The 22164-nt window shown below is 35.5% G+C and carries 24 protein-coding genes; 21 read left to right on the top strand and 3 right to left on the bottom strand.

Going from position 1 to position 22164, the window contains the following annotated elements; genetic code table 11:
* Positions 1-134: 134 nt before the first annotated feature.
* Complete coding sequence (gene ric / locus GXW81_RS06650; protein ID WP_014937262.1) at positions 135-854, bottom strand: iron-sulfur cluster repair di-iron protein; 720 nt, start codon at positions 852-854, stop codon at positions 135-137.
* 94 nt (positions 855-948) lie between these two features.
* A complete protein-coding gene (locus GXW81_RS06655; protein ID WP_014937261.1) occupies positions 949-1386 on the bottom strand; it encodes an Rrf2 family transcriptional regulator in 438 nt (145 codons plus the stop codon).
* 181 nt (positions 1387-1567) lie between these two features.
* Here GXW81_RS06655 and GXW81_RS06660 point away from each other — a divergent pair, with 181 nt between their 5' ends.
* The 20 genes from GXW81_RS06660 (at position 1568) to GXW81_RS06755 (ending at position 19575) form a co-directional block, all read left to right on the top strand.
* Positions 1568-2182, top strand: coding sequence for a YigZ family protein (locus GXW81_RS06660; RefSeq protein WP_161531702.1), 615 nt, complete (start codon positions 1568-1570; stop codon positions 2180-2182).
* Between the two features lie 63 nt (positions 2183-2245).
* Positions 2246-2887: an alpha/beta hydrolase gene (locus tag GXW81_RS06665; RefSeq protein ID WP_154137075.1), complete on the top strand. Its 642-nt coding sequence runs from the start codon at positions 2246-2248 to the stop codon at positions 2885-2887.
* A gap of 44 nt (positions 2888-2931) precedes the next feature.
* A complete protein-coding gene (locus GXW81_RS06670; protein WP_161531703.1) occupies positions 2932-4353 on the top strand; it encodes an L-serine ammonia-lyase in 1422 nt (473 codons plus the stop codon).
* 166 nt (positions 4354-4519) lie between these two features.
* On the top strand, positions 4520-4849 hold the full coding sequence (locus tag GXW81_RS06675) for a PadR family transcriptional regulator (RefSeq protein ID WP_014937251.1): 330 nt from the start codon (positions 4520-4522) through the stop codon (positions 4847-4849).
* Between the two features lie 18 nt (positions 4850-4867).
* Positions 4868-6547 carry a PspC domain-containing protein gene (locus tag GXW81_RS06680; protein ID WP_161531704.1) on the top strand — a complete coding sequence of 560 codons (1680 nt, stop codon included), beginning with the start codon at positions 4868-4870 and terminating at the stop codon, positions 6545-6547.
* Positions 6548-6759: 212 nt separating this feature from the next.
* Positions 6760-7332, top strand: a complete 573-nt coding sequence (locus GXW81_RS06685) for a 1-acyl-sn-glycerol-3-phosphate acyltransferase (RefSeq protein WP_161531705.1) — start codon at positions 6760-6762, stop codon at positions 7330-7332.
* A 14-nt stretch (positions 7333-7346) separates the two neighbouring features.
* Positions 7347-7769, top strand: a complete 423-nt coding sequence (locus tag GXW81_RS06690) for a PaaI family thioesterase (RefSeq protein ID WP_154137071.1) — start codon at positions 7347-7349, stop codon at positions 7767-7769.
* Entirely contained in the window at positions 7770-8762 is a 993-nt protein-coding gene (locus GXW81_RS06695; protein ID WP_161531706.1) for a chorismate-binding protein, read from the top strand.
* A gap of 12 nt (positions 8763-8774) precedes the next feature.
* Entirely contained in the window at positions 8775-9404 is a 630-nt protein-coding gene (locus GXW81_RS06700) for a Crp/Fnr family transcriptional regulator (RefSeq protein ID WP_109475549.1), read from the top strand.
* Between the two features lie 82 nt (positions 9405-9486).
* Positions 9487-10215: an LPS export ABC transporter ATP-binding protein gene (gene lptB, locus GXW81_RS06705; RefSeq protein WP_161531707.1), complete on the top strand. Its 729-nt coding sequence runs from the start codon at positions 9487-9489 to the stop codon at positions 10213-10215.
* 16 nt (positions 10216-10231) lie between these two features.
* On the top strand, positions 10232-10804 hold the full coding sequence (locus tag GXW81_RS06710) for a cob(I)yrinic acid a,c-diamide adenosyltransferase (RefSeq protein ID WP_161531708.1): 573 nt from the start codon (positions 10232-10234) through the stop codon (positions 10802-10804).
* A 7-nt stretch (positions 10805-10811) separates the two neighbouring features.
* Positions 10812-11456 (top strand): thiamine diphosphokinase, encoded by a 645-nt coding sequence (locus tag GXW81_RS06715; protein ID WP_161531709.1) that lies wholly within the window; start codon positions 10812-10814, stop codon positions 11454-11456.
* Positions 11457-12043: 587 nt separating this feature from the next.
* Positions 12044-12928 (top strand): hypothetical protein, encoded by an 885-nt coding sequence (locus GXW81_RS10530; RefSeq protein ID WP_064970560.1) that lies wholly within the window; start codon positions 12044-12046, stop codon positions 12926-12928.
* Between the two features lie 42 nt (positions 12929-12970).
* A complete protein-coding gene (locus GXW81_RS06725) occupies positions 12971-14773 on the top strand; it encodes a hypothetical protein (protein ID WP_161531710.1) in 1803 nt (600 codons plus the stop codon).
* 27 nt (positions 14774-14800) lie between these two features.
* The gene (locus GXW81_RS06730) at positions 14801-15196 is read left to right on the top strand and encodes an HU family DNA-binding protein (RefSeq protein WP_064969869.1); all 396 of its coding nucleotides are present in this window, start codon (positions 14801-14803) and stop codon (positions 15194-15196) included.
* A gap of 201 nt (positions 15197-15397) precedes the next feature.
* Positions 15398-16789 carry a decarboxylase gene (locus tag GXW81_RS06735; protein WP_004919458.1) on the top strand — a complete coding sequence of 464 codons (1392 nt, stop codon included), beginning with the start codon at positions 15398-15400 and terminating at the stop codon, positions 16787-16789.
* A gap of 26 nt (positions 16790-16815) precedes the next feature.
* Positions 16816-17673 carry an agmatinase gene (speB, locus tag GXW81_RS06740; protein ID WP_013447170.1) on the top strand — a complete coding sequence of 286 codons (858 nt, stop codon included), beginning with the start codon at positions 16816-16818 and terminating at the stop codon, positions 17671-17673.
* Positions 17674-17804: 131 nt separating this feature from the next.
* Positions 17805-18728: a hypothetical protein gene (locus tag GXW81_RS06745; RefSeq protein ID WP_064970564.1), complete on the top strand. Its 924-nt coding sequence runs from the start codon at positions 17805-17807 to the stop codon at positions 18726-18728.
* Positions 18729-18847: 119 nt separating this feature from the next.
* On the top strand, positions 18848-19216 hold the full coding sequence (locus tag GXW81_RS06750; RefSeq protein WP_161531711.1) for a DUF1304 domain-containing protein: 369 nt from the start codon (positions 18848-18850) through the stop codon (positions 19214-19216).
* A 5-nt stretch (positions 19217-19221) separates the two neighbouring features.
* Positions 19222-19575, top strand: coding sequence for an MmcQ/YjbR family DNA-binding protein (locus GXW81_RS06755; RefSeq protein ID WP_161531712.1), 354 nt, complete (start codon positions 19222-19224; stop codon positions 19573-19575).
* Between the two features lie 3 nt (positions 19576-19578).
* Here GXW81_RS06755 and GXW81_RS06760 read toward each other — a convergent pair whose 3' ends face one another.
* Positions 19579-20499: a bifunctional riboflavin kinase/FAD synthetase gene (locus GXW81_RS06760; protein WP_161531713.1), complete on the bottom strand. Its 921-nt coding sequence runs from the start codon at positions 20497-20499 to the stop codon at positions 19579-19581.
* A gap of 140 nt (positions 20500-20639) precedes the next feature.
* Here GXW81_RS06760 and atpD point away from each other — a divergent pair, with 140 nt between their 5' ends.
* Complete coding sequence (atpD, locus tag GXW81_RS06765) at positions 20640-22148, top strand: F0F1 ATP synthase subunit beta (RefSeq protein WP_004919449.1); 1509 nt, start codon at positions 20640-20642, stop codon at positions 22146-22148.
* Positions 22149-22164: the final 16 nt, after the last annotated feature.

Here is a 22164-nt window from a genome sequence, read left to right on the forward strand (position 1 = left end):
TAGATTATGTTTACAACCTATTTATTTAGGTGTGTGATTATGATTAAAAAGATTGTGATTTTATTTTCAAATTAAGGAAGCGTATTTTTAGGCACGCTTCCCATTAGTATAGAGTGTGTTGTAAGGAGATATAATTAATTTGAAAGTTCGTTTTCCAGCTTTATTGTCTTAGGAAATAGTATGTTGTTTTCTATATGAATATGGCGATGCAAATCATTCTCAAATTCCTCAAGCATAGCATAGGTAACTTTGTATGTGTTACAAGCGTCTGCAGGAGGTGTGTAATCGGATGTTAATGCAGCAATCTTTCTGAAACGCTCACCTTCTGTATCGTGTTCGTGCTTCATCATACTAACGGGGTTCTCCACAGTTCCAAAAGGAGCTACTGTAAAAGGTTGTCCTGATATTTTGGTGTTTACCATAGCTCTTATGAAAGGGAAAAGAACGAGCTCTTCTTTTTTTAAATGAGCGGATAAATCTTGTGCAGATTCATCAAACAAAGTTTTCACTTCAAGAAGCTCTGGGTGTCTTTGTCCGTGGACTTTACAAAGCTTTTCTAAAAAGGCTTGTAGGATAGGGATTTTTTCTTCCACATAGCGATGGTGGGTTTTCTCTACATAGTCTGCCAAAAGGTCTAGAGGGAAAGATTTGAAATCTATCTCAGAAACCTCTGCAGAAGGTATTTGTTCCAACTCATCGTAAATCTTTTGTGGGTTTATATTTTTGCTCTCGCAAGCTTCGGCAATAGTGCGACCTCCTTTGCAACAAAAGTCTATTTTATGTTTTTTGAATACAGCAGCTGTTCTGAAATCATCTGCGACTATTTTACCGATTAGTTTAGTTTGTAAGTTCATAAGATTTATTTTTTATTAAAAATTTATTTGTAGTTTAATTTTTTCGTTTAGTCTTTATTTCGGATAATTTTATCGTTTTTTAAATCAAATTTTTTTAAATTTCCAATAATTTTGATTTTTTACTTTTCACATCTATTGCCATTTCAAAAAGTGTGGTTGTATCTAGCATTTTGCAAAGCTCATTTCTTACATTTATATATTTAAAATGGAGCGGACAAGGGTTACTTTCATCACACGAAGAAAATCCCAAACCACACGCAGAAAGTATGGAGTGACCATCTATTGCAACTACAATATCCTTTATTTTAATCCTCTTAGCCCTTTGTTCTTCAATTTCAAAACCACCATATGGTCCTTTTACAGAATTAACGATGTTGTGTTTGGTAAGAGCACTTAGTATCTTTGCGGTAAAGGCTTCGGGTGTACCTACCTTTTTAGCTACATCTACTACTTTTACCTTGCGATTTTGCATAGATTCTATAGTGATGTAAGCACAAGCTCTTATTCCGTATTCACAAGCTTTAGAGAACATTAGGATTAAATTTTGTGCAAATGTAATAAATAAATCTATTTAAGACAAATTTATCTTAAATAAGTTTTTTTGAAACTCAACGGTTATTATAAAATCTATTTTAATCCTATGAGAAGTTTGCTTTTTGTGTGCCAAATATTTATTCTTATTTTTGTGTTCATTTTTATTAAGCCAAAAGCCTTTGTCATCAACTATTTTTGAATATAAAACCATTAGTAAGTCTGTAGAAAATATCCTTTTGAAAGAAAAAGGAAGTAAATTCTTGGGGTACGCCTATCCTGTAAATAATGAGGAGGAACTGAAAGTGTGTTTGGATAAAATAAAAAATGAACACCCTAAGGCGACGCACCATTGTTATGCCTTTAGGTTAGGACTTAATGGAGAAAATTATAGGGCGAATGATGACGGAGAGCCTTCTGGTAGTGCAGGTTTGCCTATTTATAACCAACTTTTAGCTAATGAGCTTACCCAAATTCTGCTGATTGTGGTAAGATATTATGGTGGAACTAAATTGGGTGTAGGTGGTCTAGTGAAAACTTACAAAGAGTCTGCTAAGATAACGCTAGACGAAGCAGAGATTGTTATCAAAGAGCTTGAAACGCAAATAAGAATAGAATTTCCTTTCAATCTTCAAAATGTAATTTTTACCTTATTAAATAAAAACGAGGCTCAGATAAAAGAATTTAATGCTGATGAAAATTGTAGTATCATTGCTTCGATAAAAAAGGCAAAGGAATCTTCTTTGGTAGAACAATTTTCTGAAATTCATCAAGCTAAAATAAAAATATTGGATTGATTAGTCATAAGTATAGCATAAACTTTGCAGGCTATAAATCCGATTAATTATAATAAATATAATATGAAATTATACATTATCAGCGGATTGGGAGCCGATTTTAAAATTTTGGAAAATATTAAGTTTCCAGATACCGTAGAGCCTATTTTTATTCCGTGGCTTATTCCTGAAAATAATGAGAGTTTTGAGCATTATGTCCGTAGAATGGCAGAGAAGATTGATTTTTCTGAACCATTTGCACTTTTGGGATATTCGTTTGGAGGCTTTATAGTACAAGAAATCAACAAAAAAATAAAGCCTGCGGAAAAGGTGGTATTGTTAGCCTCCATAAAATCGGATGCTGAAATGCCAAAAGTGGGTTATTTTTTCAAGAAAATGAAATTATTGAAGTTTCTTCCTATTTCCTTTTTCTCAGAAAAATCGGTATTTGTGTATAGTTTTATAAGGAAATTTATAGAAGCCGATAGCCCGAGGGTTGACAAATATTTTAGAGTGAGAGACCCATATTATCTCAAATGGAGTTTGGACAAGATAGTGAATTGGGAGTTTGAAAAAACAGAAAATATTATCCAAATTATGGGGGATAAAGATATAGCATTTCCAATACAAAATTCTCAGCCAGACTATATTATAAAGAATGCAACGCACCTTTTTCCAGCTACCAAAGCGAAGGAAGTATCGGAAATTTTAAGAAAAATTTTTTAAGCCTATCTTAATATTTTATCTTTGCCGTTTAATTTATAATGCCGATGCAATCAATAAGTGTTTTTGAAATAATTAAGGTAGGGATAGGTCCTTCTAGTTCCCACACGATGGGACCGTGGAACGCAGCAGAATTGTTCTTGGATTTGATAAGAAGACATCGCTCCATACAAGAAGTAGAAGAGGTGTTTGTAGAATTTTTCGGTTCTTTAGCTAAAACAGGGATAGGACACGGAACTGATATCGCTGGTATGCTAGGGCTTTGCGGAGAAAATTTTAAAACAATAGATACTACCAAGATAGACGAAAAAATAGATACTATTAAAACTTCTCAAAAATTGAACTTAGGAGGAGAGAAAGAATTACCTTTTGTATATGGTAAACATCTCGTTCTTAATATGAAAGAGAATTTGGACTTTCACCCTAACGGAATGATTTTTAGAGCTATTTTTAATGATGGGGAAGAAGTGAGTCAAGATTATTACTCTGTGGGTGGTGGTTTCGTGGCAACCAAAGAAGAGAATACTTTAGAGCAAAGCTGTATCAGAACGCTGTATCCTTGCCATAAAGCGAAAGATATTATCCATTATTGTGAAAAACTGAATTTGAAAAGAATTTCGGATTTAGTTAAAATCAATGAAGAGGCGTGGCGTACTCAAGAAGAAACAGTAGCAGAAGCCTTGTATATATGGCAACAGATTAAAGAATGTGTTTATAAAGGCGTTAATAAGGAAGGTGTTCTTCCAGGTGGACTTAATGTTTCCCGAAGAGCAGCTAAACTCAACCAGAAACTTTTAGGCGAGAACGCTCAATATCATAATATAGATGAATGGTTTAATCTCGTGGTAAATTCTGAGAGGAGTTTTAATACCATCAATAAATGGGTATCTTGCTTTGCTTTGGCGGTAAATGAAGAGAATGCTAGCTTTGGAAGAATTATCACAGCACCTACCAATGGAGCGAGTGGCGTTATTCCTGCGGTACTTATGTATGCACAAACTTTCACGGAGTTCAATTCGGAGGAAGATGTGATTCGTTTCTTGTTGGTGGCAGGTGAGGTAGGGACTTTGTTTAAGAAAAATGCCACCATTTCGGCAGCGGCAGGTGGTTGTCAGGCAGAGATAGGCGTGTCGTCTGCGATGGCGGCGGCAGGTCTTGCGGAAATATCAGGTGGAACGCCAGAACAAGTGCTGATGGCAGCGGAGATTGCTATGGAACATCACTTAGGTTTAACTTGCGACCCTATTAAAGGTTTGGTTCAAATTCCGTGTATTGAAAGAAACTCTATGGGAGCGATGAAGGCGATTACAGCGGCAAATCTTGCTTTGGAGAGCGACCCTAAGGTTGCGAAGGTAAGCCTAGACGATGTTATAAAATCTATGTGGGAAACGGCTCAAGATATGAATGCTAAATATAAAGAAACTTCGGAAGGTGGTCTTGCTATTGCAGTAAATGTGGCGGAATGCTAATAAAAAATACCTTTTGAAATTAGAATGAAACTCTAGCTTTTAGCTAGAGTTTTTTTGTGGATTGAAAAATTTTTAATAAAAAACACTACTTTGTATTGCATAATAGTAAATTTATTTTATATCTTTGTACTGTTGAAATAGTTTAATAGAATAAAAAACTAAACCTATGAATATAGAAAATGCTAAAGCTCAAATGAAAAAGGGTATTCTAGAGTTTTGTATTTTAGACCTTCTTAGTAAAAAGGAAATGTATGTTTCCGATTTGATGGGAGTGCTAAAAGACGGAGACTTTGATGTGGTAGAAGGAACGCTCTATCCACTACTTACCCGACTTAAAAACGGAGAGTTTCTCTCTTACCGATGGGAAGAATCTACGGGAGGACCTCCTAGAAAATATTATCAAATTACGGATAAGGGCAAAGTTTTCTTAGAAGAGTTAAGAACTACTTGGCAAGAACTCACACAAGCTGTAAACAAAATCACTCAAAAACAATAACCTCTAAAAACTAAACAAATGAACAAAACATTATCAATAGGACTGGCTGGTTTTTCTTTTATGATAGAAGAACACGCTTATATCAAACTAAGTGATTACTTAAAGGCGCTTAGAAACTCCCTAGATGCAGAGGAGGCTGATGAAATTATGTATGATATAGAAATTAGGATTGTAGAAATATTTAAAGAGAGTCTAGGTAGGAGAGAAGTGGTAAACGATGCTGATGTAGAGAAAGTAATTGCTCAAATAGGAAGACCAGAACAAATAGAAGAACAAGAAGAAGATTATCATAATACTCAAAAGGCAACTCAACAAAGAACAAAGGTGTCAGAAAGACAACTTTTCAGAGACCCAGAAAGAAAAAAAATAGCAGGAGTATGTGCAGGTATGGCATCTTACTTCGGAATGGATATGACGGCTATGAGACTTATTTGGTTGGCATTATTTCTAATTTTAATTCCATTGCCAGGGTCTCCAATGCTTATGGTATTAGTCTATGTGGTTTTTTGGATTATTCTTCCCAAAGCAACTACAGCAGCAGATTTTCTGAAGATGAGAGGGGAGCCACTTAACTTTGATAACTTGAAAAATGAATCTAGCAAAATAGTAAAATTTGCTAACGATTCTACCCAACGCATCAATGAGGTGTATCAGGATACTAGACCAGTCATCAATGAAGCGGGGAATAGTATTCTAAATGCGTTAAGGTATGTAATTGGCGGTTTTCTAGGACTGCTAGGCTTGGTATTTTTAGCAGGAGCATTTATGGTTTTTGGAGTTAGTGTTACAGGTTCAGGGCTTACTTTGCCAGGGTTTATAGGGTTTTATATAGATGATACTAATATAAAATTTGCAGGACTTTCTTTAGCTTTTGTTACGATGCTTATACCTGCACTGATATTTATCTTTTTATCTATCAAGTTATTTTCTCCTAAAACTAGATTGAAGTATGTGGGATATATTATAGGAGCGTTATGTTTTGTTTGGCTAGTACTATTAGGAATTACAGGGTTCTCCGCAGTGAATTATCAAAGCGATTTTAGAGGTTCTAACGAGGAAACAGATAATATAGCCATCAATACCACTTCTGATAGCTTGTGGGTAGGAACTAATAAAGTAAACATACCACCACAGTTCAAATCATACTGGAACAGTGTGTACTCTGATAGCAAAACTGTTTTTGAAGAAGACGGATATCCGTACATTGAAATTGTGAGAAAAGATACTGTAAAAACACCTTATCTTGTGGTTAAGAAAAGAGCATCGGGATATAACTTACCATTGAGAGCGAATATTCCAGTAAAAGTGGAAGGTAATAAAATATTCATACCTAACTACTTTAGCTATCCGTACCAAGATAGAATGAGAAATTACAGCATAGATTACGAATTGGTAGTTCCTAGAACGATGAAAGTATTGGGAATGGAAAACTCAAAAGTTAACCTTAGCGAAGATGACGAGGATAAAGGTAATCAATCTAATAATTCTCACAGTTCAAACAGCAAAGTGTTTAATCAAGCCTCATTCTCTTTCAGTTCTGGCGGTAATAACATTAGCTTTAATACTGCAGATGGCGATTCTATCACTGTTAATGGTAAGAAATACGATGAGAAAGAAGCCGAAAAAGTGATTGAAGGTCTTAACCTAGACAGTGATGATATTAGCGATATTATCATCAGTATAAAAAACAGAAAATAAGTTTTGAAGTTGATAATAAAAACTTATTTTTGCTAAAAATAATCACCATTAAAAACAAGATATTATGATACAGTTAGTCTTAGAACTCATCACTAAGTTTATAGATTTCGTTTTCGGGATATTCTTTTAAAATAAATTTAGTATAAAATAATTACCTTTGCAGATAGCCTAAAGTTTTTGGGCTATCTGTTTTGTTTAAAAATTAAAATACTATGAAAAAAATACTAGCGAAAACCATTCTTAAAATCGTAGGTTGGAAGGTGGTTTTAGACGGAGATGTTAATAATCTAGACCGCTGTATCCTTGTGGTAGCTCCGCATACGCACAATTCGGAGTATATGTTGGGTAACCTAGCGTATTGGTCTTTAGGGAAGCCTCTTAAGGTAATTATTAAAGATGCCCATACTAAAGCGTGGTACGGGGGCTTGATAAAGGCAATAGGCGGTATTGGCATAGACCGTAGCCAAAGGAACGATTTAGTAAACTTTGTTGCAAAACAGTTTGAAAAAGAAGATTTTTCGTTAGTGATTACTCCAGAGGGTACTAGAAGCTATGTAGAGAAATGGAGAAAAGGCTTTTATCATATGGCTTTGGCAGCTAAAGTACCTATTGTAATGGCATCGGGGGATTTTAAAACTAAAACCATTTATCTAGGTAGGAAGATAAGTCTAGAAGAAGTACAGACAAAACCTTACGAAGAAATACTTAAAATGATTGGCGATTATTTCGTAGAGCGAAACATTGTACCTAAAGTACCAGAAAACTGGAATCCTAACATTCAATAATCATTTCTAGAACGATGGAAGAAGCAAAGAAAAAAGAGATATTAGAGTTTCTTAATAATTGGGGCGAGATGCATATGGGTAAGTTGCTAGACATCGTGTTTACCGATGTTACCGAAGACACCCTTACTGCCACGATGCCTGTAACCGAAAGGGTGCATCAGCCGTTTGGGATTTTGCACGGTGGAGCAAGTTGTGTATTAGCAGAGACGCTAGGTTCTTGTCTGTCTGGCATCAATGTGGACGCATCAAAGTTTTATGCGGTGGGGACTAACATCAATTCTAACCACCTTAGAAGTAAAAAAGACGGAATGCTCACTGGTGTTGCCAGATTTATTAGAAAAGGCAGAACGGTACACGTTTCTGAAATAGAAATCAGAGATGAGAAAGGAGTGCTTATCAACCATACTACAATGACTAATAATATTATAGCGAAATAGATGCAGAGAGATTCTGTTTTTTATAGACTACCAAATACACAAACCATTTATACCTTATCCGAAGTTTCTGCTGGAGCGGAAGATGAGGTTTCTTTTTTTGATTTTGATGGTCATCAACGATATTCGTTTAAAGGAACCACTAAAGAAATTTCTGCCGAGGAGTTACAATCTTTAGACTACTCTTCTACCGAATTAAAGGCTTTATCTGATTTAGCCGAAGCTGATGAGGGCGAAAATATTTACTTAGAAAAGATAGCCCAGGTGGTGGCGTTTATCAAGACACACCGTTTACCCAAGTTGGTAATTTCTAGACGAAAAATACTAGATTTTAACGGTAGAGAAGCATCGCTTACTGCTACTTTTTTAGCCTTATGCAAAGCCTATCCTTCGGCATTAGTTTATTTATTTGTTCGTGATGGCAAGTGTTGGGTGGGGGCTACGCCCGAAACTTTAGGCGAGTATGACTTTAATAGTCATCAGTTCAAAACGATGAGTTTGGCGGGAACGCTACCACTCCACGAAGAATGGACAGATAAAGAACTAGAGGAACAAAAACCCGTAACGGATTACATTAAAACCACACTTTCCAAATACTCAGATAGGGTAGAGGTATCCGAAACTTATACCGTGCTAAGTGGTTCTATAAAGCACCTTAGAAACGATTTTGTTTTAGAAGTTACGGCAGACCAAGTGCCGTATATTATAGAAAACTTACACCCTACGCCAGCTGTTTGTGGTATTCCAAAAGAGTTTTGCAAGGAAAGTATCAAGTCGTTTGAAAATCATTCTAGAGAGCTTTATTCTGGATATATTAAAATAACCCACCGTAAAGGCGTGTTTTATTTTGTAAATCTTAGATGTGCAGAGGTGTATCAAAACAAGGCTTTAGTGTATGTGGGCGGTGGTATAAACGCTAAAAGTCAGCCTCAAAAAGAATGGCGAGAAACAGAGCTAAAAGCTTTGGTAATAGAAAATCATTTGGTGCTAAAATAAAAGTCTTACGAGATGCAATTTAGTCAGCGTGTTAATAATCTTTTTGAACCAGAACTTATAGAGGAAATTTCTTCCGTAGGAAAACTAAAACTAGCCGAAGAAGGCGAGGTAATCATCAATGTAGAGCAGCCTATTGTCTATATGCCTATTGTGATGAGCGGAACGCTAAAAGTTTCTATGATAGATGATAATGGTAAAGAGTTGCTGATGTATTATCTTAACGCTGAAGACGGTTGTGCTATGACTTTTACCTGCTGTATGCAGGAGAAGAAAAGCGAGATTATTGCGGTTGCAGAAGAGCCTTCAGAACTTTGGATGATACCTATGGAGTATATGGATAAATGGATGATGAAATACCCTACTTGGAAATCCTTTGTTATGATGACCATGCAAGACCGATTTATGAAGATCATTAAGGCATTGGATATGGTGGTTTTTAATAGTTTAGATACAAGGCTACTTAATTATCTTAAAGAAAAATCTAAAACTATGGGTAAAACGGTATTGAATGTTTCTCATGAGCAGATAGCTAACGATTTAGCAAGTTCTAGAGTGGTAATAAGCAGAATGCTCAAAAAATTAGAAAATGAAGGTAAGGTATTGTTGTACAGAAATCAAATAAAATTACTTGGTGAGTGGTAATTTATCATTATCAGTTTAGCTCTTTTTGATAAAGGAAATCTAGACTATTATATGTTAAAGAAATATCTCTATATTTGTACTTATGATTTTACGGGGAGATAATTTAATTAAAGAATACGGACCTAAGAAGGTCGTAAAAGGCGTGTCCATAGAGGTAAAACAAGGCGAAATAGTAGGGCTTTTAGGACCTAATGGAGCAGGTAAAACCACTACCTTCTATATGATTGTAGGTTTGGTAAAACCAACGCAGGGTAACATCTTTCTAGACCAGCAAAACATTACAAAAGATGCTATGTACCGTAGAGCCCAAAAAGGGATAGGTTATTTGGCACAAGAAGCTTCTGTGTTTAGAAAGCTCTCCGTAGAAGACAATATTATGGGGGTGTTACAACTTACCAAACTTTCTAAAAAAGAGCAACGCCTAAAGTGTGATGCACTGATTGAGGAGTTTTCATTGGAGCATGTGAGAAAGAACAGGGGCGACCTGTTGTCGGGTGGAGAAAGAAGGCGTACCGAAATTGCAAGGTGCTTAGCTACCAGTCCTAACTTTATTTTACTAGATGAGCCTTTTGCAGGGGTAGACCCTATTGCCGTGGAAGATATACAAAAAATTGTGAGGTCTTTGGTGGAGAAAAATATCGGTATCCTTATTACCGACCATAATGTGCAACAGACTTTAGCCATTACCAATAAAACTTATATTATGTTTGAAGGGAAAATCTTAAAGGAAGGCTTGCCAGAAGATTTAGCCAACGACCCAGAGGTAAGACAAGTCTATCTCGGAGAAAACTTTAGATTTGAAAAGATTTAACATTGATATTTGCTGAATGAAAATTTACACAAAAACAGGCGATAGTGGAGCTACCTCTCTCTATGGAGGTACAAGAGTTTCTAAAGCTCATCTTAGAGTGGAGGCTTACGGTACCATAGACGAGCTTAATTCGTGTCTAGGTGTAGCAAAATCTTATATTCAAGAGGCAGAAGTTTTAAAGCAACTTAAAGTCATTCAGTTTGATTTATTTACACTTGGTTCAGAGTCTGCAACGCCTGTGGATAAACTTTTCTTAGCTAATGGTAAATCTAGACTTCCGTTAGTTATAGGTCAAAACGAAATAGAGGCTTTGGAGCGGTGGATAGACGCCTTTGATGAACAGCTAGAGCCGTTACAATTCTTTATTTTACCGGGAGGAGGCAAGGCTTCGGCACATCTGCATATAGCAAGAACGGTTTGTAGAAGAGCAGAACGCTATTTAGTCGCTTTAAGTGAGCAGGAAGAAGTAAGAGCAGAACTTATAAAATACCTCAATCGTTTGTCTGATTATCTGTTTGTATTAGCGAGATACATTTCTCATTTACACCACGAACCAGAAGAGTATTGGAATCCTAACGATAGACCATAGAATAACAATGGCTAAAGAACCCCAAAAAGCAGTTTTATACATCAATGGCGAACCTCCCAAACAGTTGCCGCCTTATTCGGAAGGGGATATTTGGGCGTGTACCGATGGAGCTTGGAGTTATCTCAAACAAAAAGGCGTTACGGCGGAGCAGTTGGCTTTTATTTCAGGAGATTTTGACTCTGTGGTTTCTTTAGAAGACCTTCCAAGTGAGAAGGTAATTTCTACGCCCAATCAGGATTTTACAGATTTTTATAAAGCCTTAGACCTTCTTAAACAGAAAGGAATTACTAAAGTAGATGTTTACGGAGCGAGTGGCAAAGAGCAAGACCATTTTTTAGGTAATTTAACCGTAGCCTATCAGTTTAAGGAAGAGATAGATATTACTTTCTACGATGATATGGCAACTTATTTTTTTATTCCTCAACAGATGGAACTAAAGGAAGTGAAAGGCAAAACTGTTTCTTTGTATCCTTTCCCAGAGGCTAAATCTATTGTTACCAAAGGGCTTAGGTGGAGTCTTAATAAAGAGGATTTATCTATCACCAGTAGGATAGGCACTAGAAACATAGCCGATGAAGATACCATTTCTATAAGCTATACTCATGGGAGTTTGCTTGTCTTTTTAAGTAAAAGAAGAGAACTCAACCCATAAAATCTTATGCTAAAACTTGCATACTTGCTTAAAAGGTTATAAGTTTGCTTCATATTTATGCGATACACTATCAGCGACATACAAAAAAATAAAAAAAACTTACACAAAAATTTGGTAGTTCCAAATAATTGTGTAAACACACACACACACACACACACACACACACAGATAATTACCTGCGTATACGTCGTATTATCTAGAAAATTCTTTAGACTTTTATCGTTAAAACAAAATATCGTTCCTCCAACTTTTGTTGGGGGTTTTTGGCGTTTATCCTATTCTAAATTTAGCTTTCATAAATATAGGCTAAAAGCACCATTGTTTTGTCTAATAACATGGTCGTTCTTGTTAGGTGCTTTTAGTGTTCAGAGAGGAAGTTCTCGCTTTCTTTCTGTTTTAGCCTTTCCTCTCGTTTTGTGTGTGTTTAGAGAGGGAAGGCGTTTTTTTAGGTTAGAGGTTAGATTTCAGAGTTTAGAATTTAGTGTAGCCTCATCAATCCATAAGTCTAATATCCAACCTCTAAAATCTAATATCCAATATCTAACATCTATAAACTTTAAATATCAACAATTTTAAAATTAAATATTATGACAACAAAAACGACAAAATTGAGTGTGTTCGCCTTTTTAGGTTTAGGACTAGTAGTTTACGGTCAAGACTACAGCGGTAAGGTAGGGATTAATTATGATAAACCTAGTGCTACTTTAGAAATTAAAGGTAAATCTGCTAACACAGCTACAACTTTAGAGGGACTTATTATTCCTAATGTGAGTAAAAATAAGGCTTATCTAATGACTACTAATGCAGATATGTCTCTTAAAGAATCTACACTTATTTATGTAAATGATATTTCAGACTATACAGGTTCTGATGCTAAAGTGGCAGACATTACAGAAAAGGGCTACTACTACTGGAACGGCACAAAGTGGGTTAAAAATGGAGGAGGTGCTTCTGTAGGAGCTATTAACGGTCTTACTTTAGCTTCTGGTAATGTTAAGCTAGGAGGTACACTTACGGAAGCGACGACTATTGACCAAAACAACAATGCTTTGACTTTTACTACAGGAACCACAGGAAAGCTGAATGTAAACGGTAATCTTTACTTACAGAATAGAGTATATGTAGTGCCAAACAAAAATGCGAATAATACAGGTAATGGTTTAGCTAACACATCTGTAGCAGGAGCAAATCTTAGAAATTATGATGGAACAGGAGTGCCTGATTATAATGATAATGATTATATGATTGTCTTAACAAATATAGGTGTGGATACTAAGTTAGCATTACCAAGTGCAAAAGAAAATCCAGGTAGAATTATTTATCTCATCAATGGTACAACACAAGGGTTAGGGTTTTCAGGAACAGGAACGGGGGTAGAGGATACGCTTCCTTTTAATTTTGGGACACTAGCCACGCGTTCAGGAGTTGCTTTTGTAAGTACAGGTAAAACATGGTATCCTATCGGAAGATAATTTCCAAATTTAAAATCATAACTAATTTAAAATCATATTACAATGAAATTAAAATATATATCTGTTATATGTTTCTTGGCTGGAGTTACAGCTTATGGTCAAGTAAAAGTAAACCAAACAATATCTATTGAGGGTAAATCTAATGCTTTTCTAGATGCATCAGAAAATACGGAGAGTAAACCTAATAGTATAGGGAGAGGATTGTTATTTCCACAGACTGACCTTTCTACTTTTAAACTAGATATTAATGCTGCTGATGGGGTTAATTATCCTACTTATTTTGATGGCATGATAGTGTATAATACTAAAGAGGGAGGCTCTACTACGGATACCAATATCCAAACTACCGATAATCTACAAAAAGGGTTCTACTATTTCTCTAATCCTACAGGCAAAACCAATGGTAATATTACTAACGGTAAATGGGTAAAATTAAGCGATACCCAAGCTAACGACCAGCTTTGGGCTCAGAGAGATAATAATGGGGTTACAGAAACTTATCTAAAACCAGCTGACGCTAAGGAGGATTTGATATCTTATAAAAGCAATAGGAGGTTTAGCATAAACTTTGGTAGGGTTGCTGATGGTGAGTTTGCTCATCAATATCTTAACGGAAACCAAGGGTTTTCATCAAATGAAGTGCCTTTTTCCACAACGGTATCTTCAGATGTGCTGCCTGCAGCCAGTACGCTTGGTGGAGGTAATTCTTTTTTCTTTCATGTAAACAATTCTCTATTGAAGGAGGCTCATGTAGGTGCAAATCCAAACAGAACCTATTTTGCAAATGAAACTAAAATGTTAGCCAAAGATGTTACTTCTAATATAAATGGATTATATGGAGTAAACTCTTCAGTAGATTTTTTCTCTAATACTTCTGCCTCTTCAGTGATTGGAGTTTCAGGAATTACTTCTGTAGGAAGCCAAAATGGTAATTATACTTCTACAAAAGCAGTTAATAATGTAGGGGGGAATTTTACTGCTAGAAATTATGGAACAGTAACTAACGCCTATGGTATAAGAGCTTATGTGAATAACTCGGGAAACATTGACAATGTGACAGGGATACAATCTTCAGTTGGGACTCAGAGTCCAACTACAGGTACTACTACTATTCCTTCTCATAAAGTAAAGACTATTAAAGGTTTTGATAATATACTTGCAGTAGATGAAAATGGAGTGGTAGAAACAGAATCTATAGGAATTAGAAATAGAAACTATATGAATGCTAATAGTACAACACCTGTTCATGTTGGTATTAAAAATTATAGTGTGTTAGCTGAAAATACTATTGTAACGAAGTTAATAGGGGAACAAATGTCATTCTATGTTAATGGAAGTAATGCTAATATTACAGAGCAATACGGCCTTCTGATAGATAATGTTAACAAAGGAACAGATAAGAATTATGCTATATATACCAATGAGGGAAAAGTTAGATTTGGGGATAATGTAGGTATAGGTGTAGATGCTCCAACCGAGAAACTAGAAGTGGCAGGTAGGGTAAAAGCAGCCTCTTTTGCAGGAACTAACGGAGCTACGCTCTTCCCAGACTATGTGTTCCAAAAGTATTATACAGGTACTTCTAGCATTAAAGCAGATTATAGCTTTAAAACCCTAAGCCAAGTAGAAGACTTTGTAAAGACCAATGGGCATTTGCCAGGGTATCAGTCTGCAGCAGAAATCAAAAAGCAAGGCTATATAGACCTTATGGCAACTCAATTGACGAATGTAGAAAAGATAGAAGAACTCTATCTGCATAGCATAGAGCAGGAAAAGAAAATAGAAGCTCAACAAAAACAGATAGAAGAACTAAAATCTCTTGTTCAGCAACTATTAAACAAATAGTAATCATCTTTAAAAAAATAAAGTATTATGCCAGTAAAATTCACAGTGATACAAAAAGGCAATCCTAGTAAGCCCGAAGAACCTAAGAAGTATTATGCTTCGGCTAAAGCTAGTGGAGAGGTTACTTTCCGAAGTTTAAGTAAAGAGATTGCACAGGGCAGTACCACCGTAAGTGATACCGATGTACTTGCGGTACTTAACGACCTCACTAAGGTATTGTCTAAACATCTGTCAGATGGTAAAATTGTTCGTTTTGGAGATTTTGGCTCGTTCCAAATTTCTATTTCTTCCGAGGGAGCAGAAACCGAAGATAAGGTAACTGCAGCTAAGATAAAGAGCAATAAAATCCTCTTTCGCCCAGGTATAGAGCTTAGAGAAATGCTGGCGGTAGTCAAATATGAGAAGGCTGCCAAAGGAGAGTAAAATCGTCTAAACGAATGGAGCAAATCGTCTAAAGGTTTTTATAAAATCGTTTAGACGATTTTTTTATAAGGTCTATATCGTTTTTTAGAGCGGGACTGCATTGCTTTTTGGGGAAACTTTTTTACAATAGGTGCTTTTATATCCATTCTTTTTTTGCATTTTTGCACTTAGTTTTAGTAAAATCCAAGACTTAATAATAGAATGAAAATTAAATATTCGGAACTAATAGACCAAACGCTTTATTTTCCACAAGAAGAGTTTAGTTATGAGAATGAAAGTCTTCATTTTCATGGGATTAACCTAATGGAAGTGGTAGAGAAGTTTGGGACACCTCTAAAGATAAGTTACCTACCAAAGATTTCTCAAAATATCCAAAGGGCAAAAAAATGGTTTTCGGAAGCCATTGCTAAAAACGAGTATCGCAATACATATCGCTATTGTTATTGCACTAAATCTAGCCATTTTTCTTTTGTGCTAGAGGAAGCTCTTAAAAACGATATTAGTATGGAGACTTCGTCTGCGTTTGATATGGACATTGTACGAAAACTCTATGATAAAGGTAAGGTAACCAAAGATATAGAAGTGATTTGTAATGGTTTTAAAACCGATGATTATTTGGAGAAAATATCAGATTTAATCAATGAAGGTTTTGAGAACATTACACCTATCCTAGATAATTACAGAGAGCTGGATAAACTTACAGAAAGTATAGACACTACATTTAATATCGGGATTAGAATTGCTTCCGAAGAAGAACCAAAGTTTGAATTTTATACCTCTAGGTTAGGGATAGGTTATAAGGATATTATCCCATATTACAGTCAGAAAATAGCGGAACACCCTAATGCAAGGCTGAAAATGTTGCACTTTTTCATCAATACGGGGATTAAAGACACCGCTTACTACTGGAACGAACTCTTTAAGTGCTTACGAGTGTACGCAAGGCTTAAGAAAATTGCACCAGAGGTAGATTCGCTTAACATAGGTGGTGGGTTTCCTATTAAAACCTCGCTCAACTTCGATTACGATTATGAGTATATGGTGAATGAGATTGTTTCTCAAATTAAAAAATTCTGTGAAGAGGAAGGGGTAGAAGAGCCTAATATCTATACCGAATTTGGGTCTTTTACTGTGGGCGAAAGTGGTGCTAATCTGTACCAAATTATCAGTCAGAAAAGACAAAACGACCGAGAGAAATGGGACATGATAGACAGTAGTTTTATGACGACTCTGCCAGATACTTGGGCTATTTCTAGACACTTTATTATGTTGCCACTCAACCGTTGGGAGGACAGTTATGAAAGGGTATTTTTAGGAGGTCTTACTTGTGATTCTGATGACTACTACAACTCCGAACAGCATACTAATGCCATCTATCTCCCTGTATTTAGCGATACCAAGCCTCTTTATATAGGGTTTTTCAATACGGGGGCTTATCAGGAGAGTATTAGTGGCTACGGAGGGGCACACCACTGTTTAATTCCTCAACCAAGACATATTTTAATTACTAAAGATGAAGAAGGAAACTTTGTTTACGAGCTATTTAGAGAAAAACAAAGTCCAGAAGATGTACTTAAGCTGGTAGGCTATTAAGAAATAATAACACAAAATTATATTAAATGAAAACATACGCAGGTATTCCAGAGGAAAATGCAAGTTTAGAAAACTCAAAAGTAATGTTAGTTACCGTTCCTTATGATGGGACATCTACTTGGGGTAAAGGAGCCGATAAAGGTCCAGAACTATTTTTAGATGCTTCCGAAAATATGGAGCTTTACGATATTGAGACAGGTACAGAACCTTATTTAGAAGGGGTATATTTAGCAGGTGAGGTAACGGAAGATAGCTCTCCAGAAGCTATGACGGAGGCGGTGTACCAAAAAACAAAAGAACTCCTAAAACACGAAGATAAATTATTTACTCTCTTTGGTGGGGAACATTCGGTATCTATTGGCTCTATTCGTGCGGTAGGAGAGAAGTATGAAAATCTTACTGTATTACAACTAGACGCTCATACAGACCTTCGCCCAGAGTTTCATGGGTCTACATCTAACCACGCTTGTGCGGTGTTTGAAGCTAGTCAGAAGCATAATCTAGTACAAGTGGGTATCCGTTCTATGGACGCAGAAGAGATGCAGTATGTACCAAAAGGACAGTGTTTTTGGGCTCACGAGATTGCTCAAAATCCTAATTGGATAGATGAGGTATTAGAAAAGGTGTCAGGAAATGTTTACATCACGATAGATTTAGATGCGTTTGATCCTTCTATTGCTCCATCTACAGGGACGCCAGAACCGGGAGGTTTAGCTTGGTATCCTACTTTAGAGCTTCTAAAAAAGGTGTTTGAAAAATGCAATGTAGTGGCCTTTGATATTGTAGAACTCATGGACTCTCCAATGGCGAAACCTACGGCATTTTTAGCAGCAAAGCTATATTATAAGATGTTGGCTTATTATCATTTGGCTAACAAGAAATAAAACCTATTTTAGCTAATAACAAAGAGGTTATCTTTTGAATTTAAGATAGCCGATTTGTTTTGTTAAACTTAATTTTAATAAATACTTTGTAAGGCAGATCTAAGAACTACTGATATTAAAAACAGAATATAATGAAATTAGAAATAGGAGAATCATTAATTTTAAGCTACCTGAAGCATGTTAAAAAATGTGTTTTTTATCAGACAAATTGGAAAAGTTCAAATAAATGGGAAGTGTTTAATGACGAAAAAGTTCAAAATATTTATGACAGAGTTAAAGAAGATTCAAATTTTAATGTTTTTAAAAAATCACAATTAAGGCAGTTACTCAAACAAGCAGAAGTTGATGTGATTGGTATGGATTCAAGTAACACTGTTTATGCAATAGATATTGCTTTTCACGAAGCAGGCTTAAATTATGGAAGTAAAGAAGAAACAAAAGATAGAGTTTTAAAGAAACTTTTACGTTCCTATTTATCATTACTATCGTATTTTCCTGATAAAAACTACGAACTAGTTTTTGTCAGTCCTAAAGTTAATAGTGATACAGAAAAAAATATTCGTTCTTATTTTTCTGAATTAGAAAAAAACTTTTCAAGTGAAAATGTAAAATTCAAATACATTTCAAACGAGTCATTTAGAGACGAGATAATAATTCCTACAATTAAATATGCAAGTGGGAATTCAGATACGAATGAACTGTTTTTAAGAACTATAAAGTTATTAAGTTTATTTGATATGTATTCTATTAAAAAACAAAATATGTTAGAATTTGGACAACAGGGTTTAAAATTTGATAACAATAATTTTGTTTCAACTGATTTTACTATAGAGTTTATTCCGAAAGACGAAAAATTATTTAAACAGAAATTAATTCGGATAAAAAAAGCAAATAGGACTTGGTTTTATTCAGATGGAAAAATTGTTAACGATACTTGGGATGCTAGTAATTTTACAGATGAATCAAACTTGCGAGGGAATATTAGCAGCAATAACAAAGTTAGAAATAGAGATAAGATAGGTTTGATAAAATTGAAACTAGAGATAATTGAATAAAAGGGTGACTATATAACAAGTTATCTGTGAAATGGAGACTAAAGTGCTAAAAGTGGAGTGCTTGCCAATTTGAAATTTTGGTTTCTAAAACAATCACTTTATAGATGTCTTTTCAAAATATGAAAATAATAGGAGAAATTTTAACGGTTTTAGTGGCGGTAGAGCATCTTTACATTTTGTGGATGGAGATGTTTGCATGGGAAACAGCAGGTAAAAGAGTTTTTGGTAAAAGCCTACCGAAAGAATTATTTACACCCACTAAAGGTTTAGCAGCCAATCAAGGATTATATAATGGTTTTTTAGTCGCAGGTTTGGTGTGGTCTTTTTTGATAGAGAACCCAGAATGGAGTTTTAATGTGAGGGCTTTCTTTCTTGGGTGTGTTATTGTAGCGGGGATTTACGGAGGGCTTACGGCTAGTAAGAAAATCATTCTATTACAAGCTGTACCTGCTATGTTGGCGTTGTTGTTTTGTCTGTTGGCTAGATAAAAATTATGGATATAGAAATTATAAGAGCCTATTGTCTAGAGAAGAAAGGTGTTACCGAAAGTTTTCCTTTTAATGATGAAACTTTGGTATTTAAGGTTTCAGGTAAAGTCTTTTTGTTACTTTCTTTAGATAGAGTTCCATTAGCATTTAATGTAAAGACCAATCCCGAATGGAGCGAAGGGTTGAGAGAAAAATATCCTCAAATATACGGGGCTTACCATATGAACAAAAAACACTGGAACACCGTGGTGGTGGAAGGTTTACCAAAATCATTATTATTGGAGTTGTTAGACCACTCTTACGACTTGGTTTTTAGCAAACTCACCAAAAAACAAAAAGAAGAAGTATTGAGTTTATAGATTTTAGAACTCAAAACTTTCGGTTAGAGCTTTATCTTCGTCAAGTTTTTTGATAAGAGCTTCTAATCCATCAAATTTAATTTCTTCATGTAGAAAATCTCTAAATTTGATGGTGATGTCTTGGTCGTAAATATCTTTATTAAAGTCTATAATATACACTTCAACAGATAATTCCGTGCCTGATACTGTGGGATTAGTACCTACGCTTAGCATTCCTTTATAGAATAGATTATCTATCCAAACTTCTACAATATAAGCTCCTTTTTTGGGTAATAATTTAATATTATCAATACTGATATTAGCGGTAGGATAGCCAATGGTTCTTCCTATTTTTTTACCATGTATCACCTTGCCTCTTAGTGGGTAATGGTAACCAAGCATATCATTAGCACTTTTAAAATCACCACTGGCAATTGCATTTCTAATTTTAGTAGAGCTGATGTTTTGGTTTTCTAGCTGTATGGCATCTAATTGCTGAACTTCAAAATCAAACTCGGTTGCCATTTTTTGGAGCAGATTGAAATCTCCTTTTTTATCCTTTCCAAAACGGTGGTCATAACCTATAATAAGATGTTTTACGTTAAGTTTATCTACTAATATTTTCTTTACAAAATCATCTGCTGAGAGGTTTCTAAAATCTTCGTCAAAGTTTTGCAAAAAAAGAAAATCCACACCCAAATTCTCTATTAAAGAGGTCTTTTCGGTTAAAGTATTTAGAAGTTTTAAATTTTCATTAGGATTAAATATAGTTCTAGGATGTGGCCAAAAAGTCAGTAGTCCAGAACTGAGTTTTTTCTCGTCTGATATTTTCTTTAAATTTTTGATAATGCTTTGATGTCCAAGATGAACACCATCAAACATTCCTATTGAAAGAGCAGTGGGAGAGGTGTTTTTATAATCAGATATGGAGCTTATAACTTTCATAAAATAGGTTTATTGGAATTATTTTAGAACAATAAAATCTTTCCAAATACTTGTTTTGCAAATATGATAAAAATCTTTTTTTTAAGCAATTGGAAATTTGTTAATAATCATTATATTTGCACACAAGAAAAAAATTAGCAATGGCAAACCAAATTAAAGGAAAAATTTCTCAGATTATTGGTCCAGTAATAGATGTCGTTTTTAGCGAAGTAGAAGAGCTTCCAAAGATCTATGATGCACTGGAAATTACTAAAAAAAATGGTGAAAAGCTTGTGCTTGAAGTAGAGCAACATATTGGTGAGGATACAGTAAGATGTATCGCTATGGACGCTACAGATGGTCTTCAAAGAGGGCAGGAAGTAGTAGGACAAGGTCGCCAAATTACAATGCCTATAGGTGATGAAGTTAACGGAAGATTATTTAATGTAGTGGGTGATGCTATCGATGGATTACAGGATTTATCTAAAGAAGGCGGTTTGCCAATCCACAGAGAAGCACCTAAGTTTGACCAACTTTCTACTTCAGCAGAAGTACTTTATACAGGTATTAAAGTAATTGACCTTATTGAGCCTTATGCAAAAGGAGGTAAAATTGGTTTATTTGGAGGTGCGGGAGTAGGTAAAACAGTACTTATTCAAGAGCTTATCAATAACATTGCAAAAGGGCACGGTGGTCTATCTGTGTTTGCAGGAGTAGGTGAAAGAACCCGTGAGGGTAACGACCTTCTTAGAGAGATGTTAGAGTCTGGTATTATTAAATACGGGGACGACTTTATGCACTCTATGGAAGAAGGAGGTTGGGATCTTTCTAAGGTAGATACTGAGTTAATGAAGGAGTCTAAAGCTGCTTTCGTTTTCGGACAGATGAATGAGCCACCAGGTGCGAGAGCAAGAGTGGCACTCTCTGGTCTTACTTTAGCAGAGTACTACCGTGATGGTGGAGAAACAGGACAAGGTAGAGATGTATTGTTCTTCGTGGATAACATTTTCCGTTTTACACAGGCAGGTTCAGAGGTGTCTGCACTTCTTGGGCGTATGCCTTCTGCGGTAGGTTATCAGCCAACATTAGCATCTGAGATGGGTGCAATGCAGGAGAGAATTACTTCTACTAAAAATGGTTCTATTACTTCAGTACAGGCGGTATATGTTCCTGCGGACGACTTAACCGACCCAGCTCCAGCAACTACCTTCGCTCACTTAGATGCGACTACGGTACTTTCTAGAAAAATTGCATCTTTAGGTATTTATCCAGCGGTAGATCCATTAGATTCAACTTCTAGAATATTAGCTCCAGAGATTATTGGAGAGGAGCATTACAACTGTGCTCAGAGAGTAAAAGAAATTTTACAAAGATATAAAGCATTACAAGATATTATCGCTATCCTTGGTATGGAAGAACTTTCTGAAGAGGATAAATTGGTGGTTTATCGTGCAAGAAAGGTACAGAGATTCTTATCTCAGCCATTCCACGTAGCGGAACAATTTACAGGTATTCCTGGAGCATTGGTAGATATTAAAGATACTATCAAAGGATTTAATATGATTATTGATGGTGAACTAGACCATTTACCAGAAGCAGCATTTAACCTTAAAGGTACTATAGAGGAAGCTATAGAGGCTGGAGAGAAAATGTTAGCAGAAAATAAATAATTCAGATTTTAAGTGT

The organism is Riemerella anatipestifer (assembly GCF_009932355.1).
In the GTDB taxonomy this organism is placed as follows: domain Bacteria; phylum Bacteroidota; class Bacteroidia; order Flavobacteriales; family Weeksellaceae; genus Riemerella; species Riemerella anatipestifer_E.

Excerpts from the sequence above, each read along its gene's own strand:
- lptB (WP_161531707.1), top strand. The coding sequence starts at position 9,487 with ATGATTTTACGGGGAGATAATTTAATTAAAGAATACGGACCTAAGAAG.
- GXW81_RS10530 (WP_064970560.1), top strand. The coding sequence starts at position 12,044 with ATGACAACAAAAACGACAAAATTGAGTGTGTTCGCCTTTTTAGGTTTA.
- GXW81_RS06665 (WP_154137075.1), top strand. The coding sequence starts at position 2,246 with ATGAAATTATACATTATCAGCGGATTGGGAGCCGATTTTAAAATTTTG.
- GXW81_RS06760 (WP_161531713.1), bottom strand. The coding sequence starts at position 20,499 with ATGAAAGTTATAAGCTCCATATCTGATTATAAAAACACCTCTCCCACT.
- atpD (WP_004919449.1), top strand. The coding sequence starts at position 20,640 with ATGGCAAACCAAATTAAAGGAAAAATTTCTCAGATTATTGGTCCAGTA.
- GXW81_RS06670 (WP_161531703.1), top strand. The coding sequence starts at position 2,932 with ATGCAATCAATAAGTGTTTTTGAAATAATTAAGGTAGGGATAGGTCCT.
- GXW81_RS06725 (WP_161531710.1), top strand. The coding sequence starts at position 12,971 with ATGAAATTAAAATATATATCTGTTATATGTTTCTTGGCTGGAGTTACA.
- GXW81_RS06695 (WP_161531706.1), top strand. The coding sequence starts at position 7,770 with ATGCAGAGAGATTCTGTTTTTTATAGACTACCAAATACACAAACCATT.
- GXW81_RS06700 (WP_109475549.1), top strand. The coding sequence starts at position 8,775 with ATGCAATTTAGTCAGCGTGTTAATAATCTTTTTGAACCAGAACTTATA.
- GXW81_RS06710 (WP_161531708.1), top strand. The coding sequence starts at position 10,232 with ATGAAAATTTACACAAAAACAGGCGATAGTGGAGCTACCTCTCTCTAT.
- GXW81_RS06745 (WP_064970564.1), top strand. The coding sequence starts at position 17,805 with ATGAAATTAGAAATAGGAGAATCATTAATTTTAAGCTACCTGAAGCAT.
- GXW81_RS06755 (WP_161531712.1), top strand. The coding sequence starts at position 19,222 with ATGGATATAGAAATTATAAGAGCCTATTGTCTAGAGAAGAAAGGTGTT.
- speB (WP_013447170.1), top strand. The coding sequence starts at position 16,816 with ATGAAAACATACGCAGGTATTCCAGAGGAAAATGCAAGTTTAGAAAAC.
- GXW81_RS06655 (WP_014937261.1), bottom strand. The coding sequence starts at position 1,386 with ATGTTCTCTAAAGCTTGTGAATACGGAATAAGAGCTTGTGCTTACATC.
- GXW81_RS06685 (WP_161531705.1), top strand. The coding sequence starts at position 6,760 with ATGAAAAAAATACTAGCGAAAACCATTCTTAAAATCGTAGGTTGGAAG.
- ric (WP_014937262.1), bottom strand. The coding sequence starts at position 854 with ATGAACTTACAAACTAAACTAATCGGTAAAATAGTCGCAGATGATTTC.
- GXW81_RS06680 (WP_161531704.1), top strand. The coding sequence starts at position 4,868 with ATGAACAAAACATTATCAATAGGACTGGCTGGTTTTTCTTTTATGATA.
- GXW81_RS06690 (WP_154137071.1), top strand. The coding sequence starts at position 7,347 with ATGGAAGAAGCAAAGAAAAAAGAGATATTAGAGTTTCTTAATAATTGG.
- GXW81_RS06730 (WP_064969869.1), top strand. The coding sequence starts at position 14,801 with ATGCCAGTAAAATTCACAGTGATACAAAAAGGCAATCCTAGTAAGCCC.
- GXW81_RS06675 (WP_014937251.1), top strand. The coding sequence starts at position 4,520 with ATGAATATAGAAAATGCTAAAGCTCAAATGAAAAAGGGTATTCTAGAG.
- GXW81_RS06750 (WP_161531711.1), top strand. The coding sequence starts at position 18,848 with ATGAAAATAATAGGAGAAATTTTAACGGTTTTAGTGGCGGTAGAGCAT.
- GXW81_RS06715 (WP_161531709.1), top strand. The coding sequence starts at position 10,812 with ATGGCTAAAGAACCCCAAAAAGCAGTTTTATACATCAATGGCGAACCT.
- GXW81_RS06735 (WP_004919458.1), top strand. The coding sequence starts at position 15,398 with ATGAAAATTAAATATTCGGAACTAATAGACCAAACGCTTTATTTTCCA.